This is a genomic window from Microbacterium sp. STF-2 (assembly GCF_034650155.1).
Lineage (GTDB): Bacteria > Actinomycetota > Actinomycetes > Actinomycetales > Microbacteriaceae > Microbacterium > Microbacterium maritypicum_A.
This window is the reverse complement of the sequence record NZ_JARKMW010000002.1, coordinates 831,379-848,433: the sequence shown is the minus strand read 5'-3', so window position 1 is coordinate 848,433 and position 17,055 is coordinate 831,379. Positions and strand designations below refer to the sequence as shown.

14 protein-coding genes are annotated in these 17,055 nt (G+C 68.5%); 7 read left to right on the top strand and 7 right to left on the bottom strand.

Annotation, left to right across the window (positions count from 1 at the left end):
- Positions 1-138 precede the first annotated feature (138 nt).
- Positions 139-4,338, top strand: coding sequence for an HtaA domain-containing protein (locus MicroSTF_RS17910; protein ID WP_322957543.1), 4,200 nt, complete (start codon positions 139-141; stop codon positions 4,336-4,338).
- A 105-nt stretch (positions 4,339-4,443) separates the two neighbouring features.
- The gene (locus tag MicroSTF_RS17905; protein WP_021199192.1) at positions 4,444-4,758 is read left to right on the top strand and encodes a hypothetical protein; all 315 of its coding nucleotides are present in this window, start codon (positions 4,444-4,446) and stop codon (positions 4,756-4,758) included.
- A 125-nt stretch (positions 4,759-4,883) separates the two neighbouring features.
- Here MicroSTF_RS17905 and MicroSTF_RS17900 read toward each other — a convergent pair whose 3' ends face one another.
- A complete protein-coding gene (locus MicroSTF_RS17900; protein WP_322957540.1) occupies positions 4,884-5,489 on the bottom strand; it encodes a zinc-binding alcohol dehydrogenase in 606 nt (201 codons plus the stop codon).
- An 86-nt stretch (positions 5,490-5,575) separates the two neighbouring features.
- Here MicroSTF_RS17900 and purM point away from each other — a divergent pair, with 86 nt between their 5' ends.
- Genes purM through MicroSTF_RS17885 form a run of 3 tightly spaced genes read left to right on the top strand, consistent with a single transcriptional unit; the run spans position 5,576 to position 9,510 of the window.
- Positions 5,576-6,706 (top strand): phosphoribosylformylglycinamidine cyclo-ligase, encoded by a 1,131-nt coding sequence (gene purM, locus MicroSTF_RS17895; protein ID WP_021199190.1) that lies wholly within the window; start codon positions 5,576-5,578, stop codon positions 6,704-6,706.
- Positions 6,707-6,712: 6 nt separating this feature from the next.
- Positions 6,713-8,185, top strand: coding sequence for an amidophosphoribosyltransferase (gene purF / locus MicroSTF_RS17890; RefSeq protein ID WP_021199189.1), 1,473 nt, complete (start codon positions 6,713-6,715; stop codon positions 8,183-8,185).
- Positions 8,182-9,510, top strand: a complete 1,329-nt coding sequence (locus MicroSTF_RS17885; protein ID WP_322957537.1) for a CynX/NimT family MFS transporter — start codon at positions 8,182-8,184, stop codon at positions 9,508-9,510. The genes purF and MicroSTF_RS17885 overlap by 4 nt, the downstream gene beginning before the upstream one ends.
- 26 nt (positions 9,511-9,536) lie before the next feature.
- Here the strand turns inward: MicroSTF_RS17885 and MicroSTF_RS17880 are convergent, their stop codons facing one another.
- The 3 genes from MicroSTF_RS17880 to MicroSTF_RS17870 all read right to left on the bottom strand — a co-directional run bounded on the left by MicroSTF_RS17880 (position 9,537) and on the right by MicroSTF_RS17870 (position 11,319).
- Entirely contained in the window at positions 9,537-10,061 is a 525-nt protein-coding gene (locus tag MicroSTF_RS17880; RefSeq protein WP_021199187.1) for a hypothetical protein, read from the bottom strand.
- 65 nt (positions 10,062-10,126) lie between these two features.
- A complete protein-coding gene (locus tag MicroSTF_RS17875; RefSeq protein ID WP_322957535.1) occupies positions 10,127-10,816 on the bottom strand; it encodes a zf-HC2 domain-containing protein in 690 nt (229 codons plus the stop codon).
- On the bottom strand, positions 10,813-11,319 hold the full coding sequence (locus tag MicroSTF_RS17870; protein ID WP_021199185.1) for a sigma-70 family RNA polymerase sigma factor: 507 nt from the start codon (positions 11,317-11,319) through the stop codon (positions 10,813-10,815). The genes MicroSTF_RS17875 and MicroSTF_RS17870 overlap by 4 nt, the downstream gene beginning before the upstream one ends.
- Before the next feature lie 70 nt (positions 11,320-11,389).
- Between MicroSTF_RS17870 and MicroSTF_RS17865 the strand changes: the two genes are divergently transcribed.
- Entirely contained in the window at positions 11,390-11,860 is a 471-nt protein-coding gene (locus MicroSTF_RS17865) for a DUF2231 domain-containing protein (RefSeq protein WP_373695046.1), read from the top strand.
- Here the strand turns inward: MicroSTF_RS17865 and MicroSTF_RS17860 are convergent.
- The 3 genes from MicroSTF_RS17860 to MicroSTF_RS17850 form a co-directional block, all read right to left on the bottom strand.
- Positions 11,820-13,322 carry a PH domain-containing protein gene (locus tag MicroSTF_RS17860; RefSeq protein ID WP_322957533.1) on the bottom strand — a complete coding sequence of 501 codons (1,503 nt, stop codon included), beginning with the start codon at positions 13,320-13,322 and terminating at the stop codon, positions 11,820-11,822. The genes MicroSTF_RS17865 and MicroSTF_RS17860 overlap by 41 nt on opposite strands.
- Before the next feature lie 16 nt (positions 13,323-13,338).
- Positions 13,339-13,791, bottom strand: a complete 453-nt coding sequence (locus MicroSTF_RS17855) for a PH domain-containing protein (RefSeq protein WP_029265257.1) — start codon at positions 13,789-13,791, stop codon at positions 13,339-13,341.
- Positions 13,792-13,867: 76 nt separating this feature from the next.
- Entirely contained in the window at positions 13,868-14,899 is a 1,032-nt protein-coding gene (locus tag MicroSTF_RS17850; protein ID WP_021199181.1) for a LacI family DNA-binding transcriptional regulator, read from the bottom strand.
- Between the two features lie 94 nt (positions 14,900-14,993).
- On the opposite strand from MicroSTF_RS17850, the gene MicroSTF_RS17845 reads away from it, so the two are divergent.
- Positions 14,994-16,859 carry a beta-galactosidase family protein gene (locus tag MicroSTF_RS17845; protein WP_322957527.1) on the top strand — a complete coding sequence of 622 codons (1,866 nt, stop codon included), beginning with the start codon at positions 14,994-14,996 and terminating at the stop codon, positions 16,857-16,859.
- Positions 16,860-17,055 lie beyond the last annotated feature (196 nt).

The window sequence follows — 17,055 nt, the reverse complement described above, 5'->3', positions numbered from 1 at the left end:
CGCGCGCTGATTCCCCCCTCTACGCTCGGGTTCGGCGGCTTACTTAGCTAAGCCTAACCAAAACCCAACCTTCGCCCGACTGCATTGCGGCACCGCCGGCGCGCGTGTGCTTCTGCGCGCCCGGAGCCGTGGAGAACCGTGAACGCCACAGCCACAGCATCCCCGGGGAGCGCACGCATACGCGTGCTGCTCGCCGCCTTCGTCTCCTTCCTTCTCATCGCCGCCGGCGCCGTGATCGTGCCACCCGCGCACGCCGCCGGCGCGACGGTCACTGCCACGGTCGCCTCCGCAGGCACCTCCGGAGTGAGCGTGCAGGTGCAGGCGAGCGGTCTCCCCGAAGTCGAGGGCGCATACGCGGCGCTCATCGTGAAGGGGACGGAGGCGGGCCTCTCCGGTGGTGGCGGGTACGCCGCCTTCGTGATGCCGACCGTCGCCGGAGGGGCGAGCACGTTCACGCTCGACGCACCGGCCGGCTCGCTGGACCGCACGAAGACCTATGAGGTTCTCGTCTGGCAGAAGCACTCGAACCCGAACGAGACCACGATCTACGGCCGCGGCGACGTCGGCATCTCGGCCGGGCAGTGGGACGCGGTGTTCGGTGCCGCCCCCACGGATCCGGGGACCGACCCCGGTACGGATCCGGGGACCGACCCCGGTACGGATCCGGGGACCGACCCCGGTACGGACCCGGGGACCGATCCTGGCACGGACCCGGGGACCGATCCTGGTACGGACCCGGGCGAGACCCCGAAGTCGGCGACGATCGAGGTGTTCCTCGCCGACGGCACGACTCCGGCCGCCGGTGTGGCGCTCAAGGCCGGCGACAAGGTCGTGGTGAAGGGATCCGGCTACGACCCGGCCGCGAACCTCGGGACCGAGGGCCGTGGTGTGCCGATCCCCAAGAACCTCCCGCAGGGGACCTACGTCGTGTTCGGCAACTTCGCCTCGGCATGGCAGCCGTCCACCGGCGCCGCTTCGGCGACGCGATCCTCCGGAGCGCAGGCCTGGGCTCTGGCCGAAGGCGTGCTGAACCAGGTTCCCGCGCAGTACCAGAGCGCGATCCGCGCGCAGTGGGTCGACATCGCGGCCGACGGCACGTTCCAGGCGACCGTGACCCTGAAGGATGCCGCGGCGACGCCGGGGTCTTACGGGATCTACACGTATGCGGCCGGTGGCGTGATCAACGCCGACCAGGAGCGCAGTGTCGCCCTGAACTACACCGAGACTCCGACGGTCTCCACAGCCGTGAAGACGGCGACGGCGACGAATGGCCTCACCGTCACGGCATCCGGCACCAAGCTCGGTGCGATCCCGGGTGCGTACGTCGCGTTGATCGAGAAGGGCACCGAGGCGAACGTCACCGGCAGCGGCGGGTTCCTGGCGATGCAGTACGTGCGCCCGATCTCCGGCGGCGCCTTCACGGTGGACCTGACCGCCGCCGCCGACAAGCTCGACCGCACGAAGTCCTACGAGGTCATCGCGTGGAAGCAGCACTCGAACCCTGATGCGAGCACGATCTATGCGCGCTCGACCATCGCCGTCACCGACGCACAGTGGGAGAGCCTGCAGCCGGCTCCGGTCTCGGCGGCGATCGAGGTGTTCCTCGCCGACGGCACGACTCCGGCCGCAGGTGTGGCTCTCAAAGCCGGTGACAAGGTCGTCGTGAAGGGCTCGGGCTATGACCCGACCGCGAATGTCGGTGGACGCGGGATGCCGATCCCCCAGCACCTTCCGCAGGGCACCTACGTGGTCTTCGGCAACTTCGGCTCGACATGGCAGCCTTCGACGGGTGCGGCATCGTCGACCCGATCGGTGGGCGCGCAGGCCTGGGCTCTGGCCGAGGGGGTGCTGAACCAGGTTCCCGCGCAGTACCAGAGCGCGATCCGTGCGCAGTGGGTCGACATCGCCGCCGACGGCACGTTCCAGGCGACGCTGACCCTGAAGGATGCCGCGGCATCTCCTGGCACCTACGGGATCTACACGTATGCCGCCGGTGGCGTGGTCAACGCCGACCAGGAGCGCAGCGTCGCCCTGAACTACGGCGACACCTCGGTCATCACCTCCACGGTGAAGTCCGCGAGCATGAAGGACGGCCTGACCATCACCGCTGCGGCTTCGAAGCTCGGTGCGATCACCGGTGCCTACGTCGCTGTGATCGAGAAGGGCGCCGAAGGGAGCGTCACCGCAGGCGGCGGGTTCCTCGCGATGCAGTACGTGCAGAAGATCACGGGCGGCACGTTCACGGTGGACCTGACGGCCGCGGCCGACAAGCTCGACCGCACGAAGGCGTATGAGGTGATCGTCTGGAAGCAGCACTCGATGCCCGATGCGAACACGATCTACGCTCGCAGCGCCATCACAGTCAGTGACGAGCAGTGGGACGCGCTCTTCCCGGCGGGGCCGACTGTGGGCACGACGGTCAAGGTTGCGACCGCGAAGGACGGCCTGACCGTCGCAGCAGCGGCCACCAATCTCGGCGAGATCCCTGGAGCCTATGTCGCCCTGATCGAAGCCGGCACCGAGGGCAACGTGAGTGTCGATGGTGGGTTCCTCGCGATGCAGTACGTGCAGAAGGTCACGTTCGGCGCCTTCGCGGTCGATCTCACGACCGCGGCGAAGAACCTCGACCGCACGAAGTCGTATGAGGTCATCGTGTGGAAGCAGCATTCGATGCCCGATGCGAGCACGATCTACGCCCGCTCGACCGTGACGATCACCCCGCAGCAGTGGGACGACCTGTTCGGTGTGACGGTGCCGGAGAAGCCCGTCACCCCGACGACTCCGCCCACGAACGTCCCTGGCGGATCACTCCGCTGGGCGATCTCGTCGTCGTTCACGAACTACATCACGGGTGACATCGCGAAGGGCTCCATCGCGGTCTCCGACGGCGCGACCCGTTCGGGCGGGCAGTTCCAGTTCGGTCAGACCGTCGGCGGCGACTTCGACGTGAACACCGGCCTCGGCAGCGTCGTCTATCGCGGCTCGGTGCGCTTCACCGGTCACCAGGGCGTGCTCGATGTGACCGTGTCGAACCCGCAGATCCGCATCACCTCGGCATCGGCGGCGACGCTGTACGTCACGAGCGGCGGCGCACAGGTGCCGTTCGCGACGCTCGATCTCTCCAACGCGGCGCGCATCGCGGCCAACGGCGCCGTGACCTACACGGCGGCGCCCGCGGCGCTGACGGATGCCGGTCGAGACCGCGTGCTCGCCGGCTACGGCACCGCGCTGAACCCGGTGACATTCACGATCGGCTCCGTCGCGGCGGCGCCGGCCGGTTCGAGCGGAACGGTTGCTGCCGCTGTCGTGAAGCCGAAGACCACCCTCCCTGCTGCCCCGCCGGCGACCGAGGGCATCCAGGCAGACGACGAGAACCTCGCAGCCCTCGGAGCGGGCCAGCCGGCCACGGTGTCGGCATCCGGGTTCCGCGCGAACGAGCAGGGCATCAAGGTCGTCGTGTACTCGACGCCCGTGCTGCTCGAGACGGTGACGGCCGACGCGAACGGCGTCGCGACCTGGTCGGGTTCGCTGCCGGCAAGCCTCGAGGACGGCGAGCACACCCTCACGTTCCAGGGCTCGGTGAACCGCGGTCTCGTGTTCACCCTGAACAGGGCGAACACCACGATCGGTGTGTGCACGGTCGAGGGCGCAACTCTCAAGTGGGGATACAAGGAGTCGTTCCGCACCTACATCGAGGGCATCGCGAAGGGCGGGTGGACGCTGACCGACGTGGCCTACCAGTACCCCGACTACGTGTGGGAGAACGGCACCGGATCGTTCGACGACAAGACCCTCGCGGGCCTCGTGACCTACGGCGGCAGCATCACCTTCACGGGTCACGACGGTGCGCTCAACACGACGCTCGGGAATGCGGCCGTCGAGCTCGCTGGGGACAAGGGCTACCTGGTCTTCGACGTGACCGGTACGACGCAGGGCGGCGAGAGCATCGACCAGAAGGGCGTTCGCCTCGCGGAGTTCGCGCTCGGCGACGCGGCGGTCGTCGACGGCGTGCTGACGCTCGACGCAGTCCCGACTACGCTGACCGAGGCCGGAGCATCCGCATTCGGCACCTACGCCGCAGGCGAGCAGCTCGACCCGGTCACCGCCGTGATCCCGGTGGGCGCGGCCTGCGGCGTCGCGGAGGAGAAGCCCGCCTCCGACTCCGAGGCCACCGCCGCGGTGACCACCGCGACCGAGCCCGCGGCATCAGACGGCGCCCCCGTGTGGCCGTGGATCGTGGGCGGCCTGATCGTCGTCGCCCTCGCGGCGACCGGTGGTGTGCTCATCGCCCGCCGCAACCGCACGGAAGAGACCGCGCAGACGACGACCGAGGTCTAGTCGAGACGCGATACGGACGGCCCTCCCCGCAGCGGACGCGGGGAGGGCCGTCCTTCCGCGACGCCCCGGGTACGCGACACGCGTCGGCGGTGGGACAATGGATGCATGGCCCCCACCGATTCCCACCAGACCGTCGAAGCGACCGTGCGCCGTGTGCCGCGGTACGGCGTGCTCATGGGCATCGGCGTCGTGGTCGGCGTGATCGCCGCCGGCATCCTCACCTGGACCGGCAGCTTCGACGAGTCGCAGGCCCTCGACGTCGTCTACCCGCCCGGTCAGGTGTTCGGCTTCCTGCTGCTGTGGACGGTGCCGATCGGCATCGCGCTCGGCGGTGTCACCGGTCTGATCCTGGAGCGCATCGCCCGCCGTCACGACCGCGTCGTCCGGGTCGACCGCGAAACCGTCGTCGACGAGGACTGACCCCTTCACCTGCCGCCGAGTGCACGGCGTACCGCCGAGTGCACGGCTTCTTCGCGCAGCTATCCCGTGCACTCGCAAGCAATCCGTGCACTCGCGGGGACGGTGGATCCCGGAAGCTGCGGGGGCTAGGCCAGCTCGGCGATCACCGGACGGATCGCGGCGTCGAACGCCACGACGTCGCGGCGCAGACCGTCGGTCACCGCCACCGTGAGCGCTCCGATCCACCAGATGCCGCGCTGCGAGAACGGCAGCACCTGCACGTTGAGCTCGAACGAGTGCGCGCGTCGGCCGACTTCGCGCTCGAACTCCGCGATCGCACTCGCATAGGCGCGGTATGCGTCGCCTCCGGTGTGGCTCTTCATCGAACTCAGGTAGCGGTCGTGCGCGGCGCGCGCGTAGAGCAGAGCCGACGTCGCCTGCGGGGCGATGGCCGCTGTGAGCTCCTCCGCACCGTGGGCGGGCAGGGCGACCAGGGTGTCGAACCCGTCGATGAGCTCGAGTGGCACGTCGGAAGGATGCGCGCGCGGCTCGACCGTCATGTCCCAGTAGTCGCGCCACTGGGCCTCGATCGTGGGGGAGGCGTCGACGGCATCCGGCGCGCGGACGGCGAGTTCGCGGAGGCTCGGCAGGTCTTCCGGAACCCGGATGCCGAGGCGCTGCCGCAGCGCGAGCGCGACGAGCACGGGTACGCTCGCGTCTTCGCGGATGAGCCACTGCGGCTTGTCGGCCATGGCCCCATCGTAGGCGGCTCGGGGCTCCGGATCCGAGGTCCGACTTCGCGGAGAGTCGGACCGGCCGTGGGCGGTAGGCTGGAGACGTGGCTGCCTCCCCCACCAATCCCTATTCCGAAGCCGGCGTCGACACCGCTGCAGGTGATCTCGCCGTCGAGCTGATGAAGTCTTCCGTGCGCGCGACGCACGGTCCCGAAGTGCTCGGCGGTGTCGGCGGTTTCGCCGGCCTGTTCGATGCCAGCGCGCTGCGCGACTTCCGTCGCCCGCTGCTCGCGACCAGCACCGACGGCGTCGGCACGAAGGTCGCGATCGCGCAGGCGATCGACAAGCACGACACGATCGGGCAGGACCTGGTCGGCATGGTCGTCGACGACATCGTCGTGGTGGGCGCCAAGCCGCTCTTCATGACCGACTACATCGCGTGCGGCAAGGTCGTCCCGGAGCGGATCGCCGACATCGTCCGCGGCATCGCCCAGGCGTGCTCGGCCACCGGCACCGCGCTGGTCGGCGGAGAGACCGCGGAGCACCCGGGCCTGCTCGGCCCCCGCGACTACGACGTGGCGGGAGCGGCGACCGGAGTGGTCGAGGCCGATGCGATCCTCGGCGCGGAACTCGTGCAGGACGGCGACGCGGTGATCGCGGTCGCCTCCAGCGGACTGCACTCCAACGGCTACTCCCTGGTTCGTCACATCGTGACCCGCGCGGGCATCGGCTACGGTGACAACGCCGCCGACTTCGGCACGACCTGGGGTGAAGCGCTCCTCGAGCCGACCCGCCTCTACACGCTTCCCCTGCTGCGCCTGATCGAGCAGCTCGGGTCCTCGACCGGCACCGGCGGCGTGCACGCCCTCAGCCACGTCACCGGCGGAGGCATCGCGGCGAACCTCGCGCGCGTGCTCCCGCAGGGCAGTTGGGTCGAGGTCGACCGCAGCAGCTGGTCGCCGAGCCCGGTCTTCCGCGTGCTCAGCGATATCGCCGGGTCCACGCTGGAGTCGGCGGAGGGCACCTGGAACCTCGGCATCGGCTTCCTCGCCGTGGTCGCCGCGGAGAAGAAGGATGCCGCGATCGCGGCGCTGAACGCCGAGGGCATGCCCTCGTGGCAGGTCGGGACCGTCGGCTTCGGGCCGCGTCCGGCCGGCGAGTTCGAACAGGGCGCCAAGGGCGTCGACGGTGGAGCAGTGCGCCTGGTCGGCGCCTATGCGGACGGAGCGAAGTAAGAGCCCATGTGCGGCATCGTCGGAATGGTGGGCTCTGCCCCGGTCAATCAGGACATCTACGACGCACTCCTGCTGCTGCAGCACCGCGGCCAGGATGCGACGGGAATCGCCACCGCCGAGGCGAACGGCGTGATGCACAACGCCAAGGCGCAGGGAATGGTCCGCGAGGCGTTCCGCACCCGCGACATGCGAGCCCTGCTCGGCAACGTGGGTCTCGGCCACGTGCGCTACGCCACCAAGGGCACGGCCTCGAACGAAGAGGAGATGCAGCCGTTCTACGTGAACGCGCCGTACGGCATCATCCTCATCCACAACGGGAACCTCACCAACACGCGTGAGCTCACGGCCGACATGGCCAAGCGCGATCGCCGCCACCTCAACTCCTCCAGCGACACCGAGCTGCTGCTCAACGTGCTCGCCGGCGAGCTGCAGAACACGACCTCGACCGTCGACCTCGACCCCGAGCGGGTGTTCGAGGCCGTGGCGCGCACGCACGAGCGCATCGAAGGCGCCTACGCCGTGATCGCCGTCATCGCCGGCTACGGTCTGCTCGCCTTCCGTGACCCGTTCGGCATCCGTCCGCTGATCCTGGGCCGTCGTCCCTCGACCGTCCCCGGCGCCGAGGGCAAGGACGAGTGGGTCGTCGCGAGCGAGTCGCTCGTGCTCGAGAACGGCGACTACGACGTCGTGCGCGAGGTCGAGCCGGGCGAGGCGATCTTCATCACCAACGACGGAGAGCTGTTCTCGAAGCAGTGCGCCACGGCCGCCACTCTCGCACCGTGCGCCTTCGAGTACGTCTACCTCGCCCGTCCCGACTCCGTCATGAACGGCATCTCGGTGTACGAGTCTCGTCTGCGCATGGGCGACCGGCTCGCCGACACGATCGCCAAGCACGTGCCGATGGACAAGATCGACGTGGTCATGCCGATCCCCGACTCGTCGCGCCCTGCGGCGATGGAGGTCGCCCGCAAGCTCGGCATCGAGTACCGCGAGGGCTTCTACAAGAACCGCTACGTCGGCCGCACCTTCATCATGCCGGGACAGGCGGTGCGCAAGAAGAGCGTGCGCCAGAAGCTCAACGCCATGTCGACCGAGTTCCAGGGCAAGAACGTGCTCCTGATCGACGACTCGATCGTGCGGGGCACCACCTCCAAGGAGATCATCCAGATGGCGCGCGATGCCGGCGCCGCCTCGGTGACCTTCGCTTCTGCTGCGCCTCCCGTGCGGCACCCGCACGTGTACGGCATCAACATGCCGTCACGCCACGAGCTCATCGCGCACGGGCGCACGATCCCCGAGATCGCCGAGGAGCTCGGGTGCGATCACCTGGTCTACCAGGAGGTCGAAGACCTCAAGGCCGCGATCATCGAGGGCTCGGCGCTCACCGATCTCGACATGAGCTGCTTCGACGGCCGGTACGTGACCGGCACCGTCTCGGATGAATACCTGGCCTGGGTGGAGGGGTCACAGACCTCATGACGATGCCGAGTGCGCGACCGCTCTGGCAGGGTCGGGCTCTCGCACTCGTGGGGATCGTCCTGGTGGCGTTCTCGCTGCGCTCGGCGGTCGCCTCCCTGTCTCCGGTCATCGACCACGTCGCCGAGGACTTCCCGGTCTCGCCGGTCGTCGTCGGCCTCATCGGTGCCGCACCGCCGGTCTGCTTCGCGATCTTCGGTCTGCTCACGCCGCTGTTCGAGCGTCGATTCGGCCTGGAGCGGATGGCGGTCGCCGCGATCACGCTCATGGCTCTGGGCCTGCTGCTGCGCGGCCTCGCGTTCGATTCGACGACTCTGCTCGCGGCCACCGCGGTCGTGTTCGCGGGCGTCGGCTCGGGCAACGTGCTCCTCCCGCCGCTGGTGAAGAAGTACTTCCCGGATCGGCTCGGGGTGATGATGACCATCTACTCGACCACGATGGCGGTGTCGACGTTCCTGCCTCCGCTGGTCGCCGTGCCGGTGGCCGACTCTCTCGGCTGGCGGGTGTCGCTGGGGATGTGGGGCATCGTCGCGGGTATCGCGCTGGTGCCGTGGGTGGCGCTGCTGCTGAAGAACGGCTCGCGGGCGGTCGAGCCGGTGAATCGCGATCCGGTGAAGAACGAGCTCCTGGCCCCCGACCCGACCGACGGCGTCGACGACGTGCAGGATGCGGTGGCCGTCGCGACCGGTCCGATCTCGACCACCCCGGCGAACCGTCGGTACTTCGCCCGGCTGTGGCGGCTTCCGCTCGCCTGGGCGCTCGCGATCGTCTTCGGCGCGTCGTCGACCATGGCGTATGTCTCGTTCGCATGGATGCCGACCATGCTCGTGGACATCGGTGACGTCACTCCGGCGACCGCGGGCTTCCTGCTCTCCCTCTTCGCGCTGATCGGTCTCCCGTGCTCGTTGCTCGTGCCGATCCTCGTCGTGCGCTTCCAGGCGACGCGCCCGCTCTTCTTCGTCGCGGTCGGCGGAGGGCTGGTGGGACTCGCCGGCTTCCTGTTCGCGCCGACCCTGGCCCTGCCGCTGTGGGTGAGCATCTTCGGCCTCACAGCCATCATGTTCCCTCTGAGTCTGGTGCTGCTCAGCATCCGCGCCCGCACTCCGGAGAGCGCAGTGGCGCTGAGCGGCTTCGTGCAGAGCATCGGCTACGCCATCGCGGCGACTTTCCCCCTGCTGGTCGGACTGCTGCACGAGACGACCGCGGGCTGGCGGATTCCGCTGCTCGTCATCGCGGGTGTGCTGATCGTCGCGATCCCCGCCGGCATCGTCGCGGGGCGGCGGCGCACCGTCGAGGACGAGTGGGAGCACCGGCACGGTCGCTGGTGACACCGTGGGCCGGCGCCTGCGCGACGTCACTCGGCCATGCGTTCCCCGGCGGGGGAGAGCACCCACCAGATGCCGCCGACGCCCTGACCGTTGACGTCTCCTGCGGCGGCATCACCGGCGAAGTAGTAAAGCGGCCAGCCGTTGAGGGTCACCTGAGTGGAGCCGTCGGCCGTGGTGATGGTGCCGACTTCGCCGGTCACGCCTTCGACGGCCGGCGCGTCGCTCTCGACGGTCAGCGGCGGCCAGTTCGTCAGGCACTCGCCGGTGCACGAGCTCTTCCCCGAGCCCTGCGTGTCGTTGTCGAACATGTAGAGCGTCTTCCCGTCGGCGTCGACGACGATCTCGCCGAGATCCGAGTCCGCGGTCATCAGAGTGCCTGAGCCGGACGACGATCCCGAGGTGGGGGCGCTCGATCCGGAGGACTGGCCGTAGGCGCCGCCCGTGTCCTGCGCCCCACCGCCGGAGCTTCCGCCGGTCGACGTGCAGCCGGCGACGACGAACGTCATGAGCAGCGCGGCGACGGCCGCGGTCTTCGAGACTCTCGAGAGCATGGTGAACCTCCTGTGCAGGACCGCGGGTGCGGTCATGGGGTACACGAGAGGCGACGGGGAAAGGTTCAGGGTCCGTCGAGCGCCGATCGCATCAGCACGGTTCCGGAGTCGACGGCACGGATCTCGACGGCGGCGATGTCGGACGCCGGGAGTTCGGTGCCGGCGCTCAGGCGCGCCGTGGTTCCGGGGTGCGCGCGCCAGGTCGACAGCACGCTCTCGGTGCCGTCGTCGCTCACCACCACCAGCGCGTAGGCCCATCCATCCGCGGGCGCGTCGCCGTCGCTGCCATAGTCGCAGATCATGTCGAGTCGGGTTCCCCAGGCGACATCGGTGAGGCTGACGGATGCGGTCAGCGGCGCGTCTCGAAGCTGCTCGAGCGCGATCGTCGTCGACGGTGGACGCAGAGTAGAGATCACGGGCGCCGCCACGGTGGCCACCACGATCGCGGCGGCTGCGGCGATGCCGACGATCCGCGCACGGCGACGGCGTCGGGCGCGCTCGGTGGCCAGGGACAGCACGCGCGCGCGGTGCTCCGGGGCCGGAGTCTCGACACCCGCTGCCTGCAGCAGCGATTCCGCCCGCTCGGGGGGTACCCGGGAGAGCAGGCCGGGGATCGGCGTGATCTCGGCGATGGCCGCGCGGCACTCGGCGCACTGCGAGAGGTGCGCCTCGTATTCGGCGCGATCGGCGGCGCTGAGAGCTCCGAGTACGTAGGCGGCATCCCCGTCGGCATAGCGCCCGTGGTCGGCGTTCATCGCGTCACTCCCTTCTCCTGCAGCCCGAGACGCAGCGCGCGCAGGCCGTAGTGCAGCCTCGACTTCACGGTTCCTTCCGGGATCGTCAGCTCGTCGGAGATCTCCGACACGGTGAGCCCTCGGTAGTACGCGCGGATCACGACCTCGCGATGCGCCTCGGAGAGGGCCGAGAGCGCCTCTTCGATGAGGATCGCATCGAAGATGGCGTCTGTCGCGTCTCGCATGGCGGAGTCCGGGGGTTCATCCGTCGTGATCTCCCGGCGGTGGTGGGCGCTGCGCACCTCGTCCACGACCAGGTGTCGGGCGACCGTGTACATCCAGGATCGTGTCGATTCCGGATCGTCGGCGAGGATCCGCGGAGTGCGCCAGGCGCGCAGCAGCGTCTCCTGGACCACGTCGTCGGCACCCGCTCGATCCCCGGTGAGGTGCACGACATAGCGCCAGATCGGTGCCGCATGCGCGTCGTAGAGCGCGCCGAGACGCGCCGCATCATCCTTCGGCATCCGCCACCTCCTTCGGTCCTCTCCGAAGACACGAGACAGCCGGGCGAGAAGTTCATCTGAACCTCGCGCGATGTCATCCCGTGTCCTGAGTATGGACCTCTTCGAGATCGACGGCCTCCCGCTGCATCCGCTCATCGTCCACGCGGTGGTCATCCTCGTGCCGCTCACGGCGCTGGCACTGATCCTCGGCGCCTTCCTGCCCGCCGCGCGCAAGAGGCTCGGCGTCGTCACACCGATCGCCGCGCTGGCCGTGCTGGTGCTCGTGCCCATCACGATGCTCGCGGGTGAGGCGTTGGCGCAGCAGGTGGGACCGGTGCCGGCCGTCGTCCATCATGCGGCTCTCGGCGGGCTCCTGTGGCCATGGGCGCTGGCGATGTTCGTCGTCGCCGCGGTGCAGTGGTGCTGGTACCGCTTCACCGAGGGGCCTCGCAGGACAGCGCGCATGATTCTGGCCGCATTGGCCGTGGTGAGCGGCGCAGGGAGCACGGTCATGGTCGTGCTCATCGGCGAGGCCGGCGCCCGGGCGGTGTGGGGCGGGTGAGAACAGCTTCTGTCGACGTCGGAGGGGCGGCGGTGACGTCGTCTGTCGTGTCTTCGGTCACGTCGGGAATCCGGCTGTATCGATATGTCCCCACGCTCTTCAGCTGGGTCAGCGCCTGGACCAACGCGCGCAGCTCTCTCAGTGGGACAGCCCTCATCGAGATCTCTCGTGTGCCTCTGTCGGCAACGGTGACCTTCATCGTGTTCGCAGGGAGCCATCGGCCCACGGGGCTGACGACGGATTCGTAGTGAAGGATCGAAGAAGCTCGGAAGAGAAGCCGCCTACGGAACAGGATTCCTCGATGGATCTCCACGACCCCGTCGGGTGAGAGGAAGAACCGGGACGGTGCGCGCACGCTCCACAACGCGATGACGATGATCAGAGCTGTCCCTGCTACCACCGACCACGCCGCTCCGATCAACGACTGGACGATGATGATCGCCCCGATCCAGATCGCACCGATGGCGATCACGCCGAAGAGCCTCGACCGCGCGATGAGTGTGCCCTGCCGATGATTCGGGAAGACACTCTGAATCGCTGAAGTCGCTTCTCGGGCCGTGGCATGAGGAGACAAGAAGTTCTGTGGGTCTCCCTCACCCGATCCGCCCGACACGCGCACGATGCTGCGATGAGCCAGACGAAACAGAACGGGCTGCTGCAGATCGAGCAGGGTGATGTCAGCGCAATCGATCGTGCGCGTCCTGGTCGACAGCAGTCCCTGTCGGGTCTCGATCAGTTCCGCCGTCCGCCGGATCCGGAAGTTCGACATCTCCACCATCCTGGAGATGACCCCTGTCGCGATCGCCAGCGCACACGTGCCTGCCAGGGCGACCACCATCATCGCGACCGGCAACCGGATCAGTCGTTCCCAGAGAAAGAGGGAAGTCTGAATGATGTCGCGTTCCAAGAACTGCGAGAGCAATCCGATCGCTGCGACGGCGAGGGGGAAGATGACGTACCACCGCGAATGCGTGAAGGCGTACAGCCAGATCTCGGCGCCCGTGAACTCTTCCGTGTCGTCGAAGAAGTCGACATCGCGGGCGCCCGCCTCGCGGGAGCTTTCGATATGGGTGCGGAGTTCTGCGATCGCCGCAGGGGTGAGTGCTCTGAAATGGATGTCGTTCGCCTGCCCGGTACCGTGGGCGACTCGGAGTTCGGATCGCCCGAACAGGCGCAGAAGCCAGGGGGTTTCGACATAGACGCCCCGCACACTCGACCAGGGCACCTGCAGCGAACTCGAGTTGACATAACCTGACCGGTACGTGAGCTCGGATTCGAGGGGCTGATACGTCGTGCTCCGCCACTCGGCAACCGCGAAGACGAGTCGCACGACGAACCCGACGAGCAGGATCAGATACACCACGAGTGGCACGGGCTTGCCGACCAGTGCGCTGATGAGAAGGGAGACGGCGGTGCCGACGATGCCGCCGAGGAGGGCGCGAACACCGACGATCGCGATCATGACGCGGCTGTTCCTTCTAACCATGAGCATCGGGAGCATGGGCCGATCGGACTTCGCGTTGCAGATCGATGAAGGCGTCGTCGGTGACACCGTCGATGTCGACGTACGATCCGGGAACCCGCAATCGGACCTTCACGAGCCCGACGGACCGCATGATCGGTCCCTGGCGCCGCTCGACGATCAGGATCTGCTGCATCGGCAAGAAGTTCTCTCGCTGGAAGACGACGCCCTCCGAGGTATGGATCCCGTCAGATGAGACGGAGTATCGAAAGCTCCGCACAGCAGCCGGCGTCAGCCAGGTGAGCTCGATGAGCGCGACGACTACGGCGAGTCCGAGGACCGCGAAGACGATGGGGATCCGCATCGCAGGGATGCCGAGCACGAGCCCGACTGCAGCGATGAGGAGTATCGCCCAGAGTATTGCGCTCCGCAGAACGGCGACGACCACGGCCTTCGGTGCCAGTTGCATCAATTCGCTTTCGGTCTCGCGATGAGTTCTGTCTCGCGATGAGGCGGGTGGGAGGAGGTCGCGGATGCGCCTGGCGCTACGCGGAGCGCGGCGGTGCGGTGGACGAGCGCACGATGAGCTGAGGGTCGGTGGAGGGCATCTCGCCGACCGCATCGTGTCCCTCGATCTGAGCGATCACCCGGAGCGCGGCCGCGCGGCCCATCGCCTCGAAGGGTTGGCGGACCGTGGTGAGCGCGGGGGAGGCGTAGGCGGCGAGGGCGATGTCGTCGACGCTCACCACCGAGACGTCGTCGGGAACGCTGCGACCGGCCTCGTGCAGCGCGCGGATCAGTCCGAACGCCATCTCGTCGCTGCTGACGAACACGGCCGTGGCCTCGGGGATGGCCGCGATCGTGCGACCGGCGCGGTAGCCCGACTCGGGCGTCCAGTCGGCGGGGATCAGCGGCGGGGGAACGATTCCGCGGTCGCGGAGCGTCTGTTCCCACGCCTCGCTGCGCTGCTGCGTCTCGGTCCAGTAGTCGTCGCCGGAGACGTGCCAGACGGTCTTGTGCCCGAGATCGAGCAGGTGCTCGACGGCGAGACGCGCGATCGCGCGCTGGTCGACGGCGAGAGGGGCGTCTTCGTCGAGAGAGGTGCGCTCGCTGCGGGTTGCGGGGGTGCGTTCGGTGCGCGCCCGCATGGCCGGGCTCTCGAGCTCGACCGGCACCCCGAGGATGATGCCTTCCGCGCCCTGACGCTCCAGCCGGTCGAAGGCCTCCAGGAACGCCTCGGCCGACGCATGGTCGGCGACGGCCGCCGTCGAGACGGTGTATCCGTTCGCCGCAGCCGCCTGCTGGATGCCGACACCGAGGGCCGCTGACGAGTATCGGTCGGTCGAGACGACGATCACACCGAGCACACGGGTGCGGCCGGAGGCGAGGGATGCGGCGGCGGCGTGCACGCGATAGCCGAGCTCTTCGACCGCTGCGAGCACGCGCCTGGCGGTGTCGGGGCGCACGTTGTCCTGCCCGGACATGACGCGCGAGACGGTCTGCGTGGAGACTCCGGCGAGCTGGGCGACATCGACCTGGCTGGGGGCGCGGTCGTCTCTCGGGCGACGAGGTGACATGTGCTCAATGGTAGCGATCAATCGGCGTGAATCCAGGAGGCGGCGAGTCGTGTGATGCGATAATGTGAACGCAAACACTCGTGCTTGGAGCGCTATGCCTGACCTTCTCGCCTCGGCTCTCGACGACTCTTCCGTCGCCGTCGACGCCCCGGCCGCCGCGTCGCCGATCGGCGCGCCCACCTTGACCTGGCGTGACGGGGAGATTCTCCGCGACGGCGCCGCCCACCGCATCCTGGCGGGCTCGATCCACTACTTCCGCGTCCATCCCGACCAGTGGGAGGACCGCCTCCGTCGACTCGCCGCGATGGGCGCGAACACGGTCGACACGTATGTCGCCTGGAACTTCCATGAGCGCGTCGAGGGGGATGCGCGCTTCGACGGGTGGCGCGACATCGAGCGCTTCATCCGCCTCGCCGGAGACGTCGGACTCGATGTCTTCCTCCGGCCCAGTCCCTACATCTGCGCCGAGTGGTCCAACGGCGGCATCCCGTTCTGGCTGTCGGGGCGGGTCACGGCACTGCGCACCAGCGACGCCGACTTCCTCGCGGCGGTCGATGCGTGGTACGACGCGCTGATCCCCCGCCTCGTTCCGCTGCAGGCGTCGCACGGCGGACCGATCGTCGCGATCCAGATCGAGAACGAGTACGGCTCGTTCGGCAGCGATTCCGCCTACCTCGCACACCTGCGCGATGGGCTCCGTCGCCGAGGGATGGTCGAGATGCTCACGACCGCCGACGGCATCACCGGCGACATGATCGAGCACGGCAGTGTTCCGGGTGCGATGGCGACCTTCACCTTCGGTACCGGCGTCGCGCGGGCGGTCGAGCTGCGTCGCGAGGGTGATGCGCTCATGTGCAGCGAGCTGTGGGGCGGCTGGTTCGACCACTGGGGCGAGCGGCACCACGTGCGCTCCGCCGCGAGCACCGGCGGCACGGTCGCGGAGTTGCTGGCTGCGGGCGGATCCGTGAGCCTCTACATGGCGCACGGCGGCACGAACTTCGGCCTCTGGAACGGGGCGAACCATGACCAGGTGCTGCAGCCGACGGTCACCAGTTACGACTCGGATGCGCCGATCGGCGAAGACGGCACGCTGAACGAGAAGTTCCATGCGCTGCGGTCGATGTTCGCGCCGTTCCATGCGGGTGAGCTCCCTCCGATCCCCGCCGATCCGCAGCGGCAGAGCGCCGCGACCGCACCGCTCGAACCACGGGTTTCGCTGGGGGAGCTGATCGCGACTCTCCCCGTGACCGGCGACGTCTCGCCGCGACCGCGCACGTTCGAAGAGCTCGGTGCTGAAGACGGTCTGGTCGCGTATCAGGCGGACGTGTCTTTTCCCGCCGAGGCCGTGCTCACGATCGACGGACTGCATGACCGTGCCGTGGTGTCCCTCGACGGGCTGCGGCTCGGCGTGCTCGAGCGCGATGACGATACCTCGCTCTCCCTGCCCGTAGGCGGCGGCGCCGGGCGGCTCACGATCGTGGTCGAGAGTCTCGGGCGCATCAATTACGGTCCGTACACGGGTGAGGGCAAGGGCATCATGCGCGGCGTGATGATCGGCCGCCGGCTCGTCAACGGGTGGACGCATCGCCTCATCCCGCAGGATGCTCCTGCCGTGACCGCGCATTCGGCGACTACCCACTTGGCGACTCCCCGCTCGGCGGCTTCCGGCTTGCCGGCGGACGCCTCCGACGGCCTCGCCGTCGCCTCGTTCGACATCGCCGAGCCGCTCGATGCCTGGCTGGCGTTCCCCGCGGGATCGAAGGGGATGGTCTGGCTGAACGGGTTCCTCCTGGGGCGGTACTGGAAAGTCGGACCGCAGGAGACGCTCTACGCGCCGGCACCGCTCTGGAAGGTCGGCCGCAACGAGATCGTGGTGCTCGATACCGATGGCCTTGGATCGAAGGTCGAGATCCGTGAGGAGCCCTCCTTCGGAGAGACCGAGGAGTTCATCGGCTCCTGAGCCGGAACGTCAGAAGAGCCGCCTCGCACCGTGTGCGCGGGGCGGCTCTTCTCGTCTGTGGCGGATGACTTTTGGCCAATGTTTGCGCTCGCTTACAACGGAGCCTTGATATACCGGACTCCGTCTGCATATTGTGATAGCGCAAACATCGAGGTGTGTCATCGATGATCATCTGCGACGCATCGGGGCGTCTGTG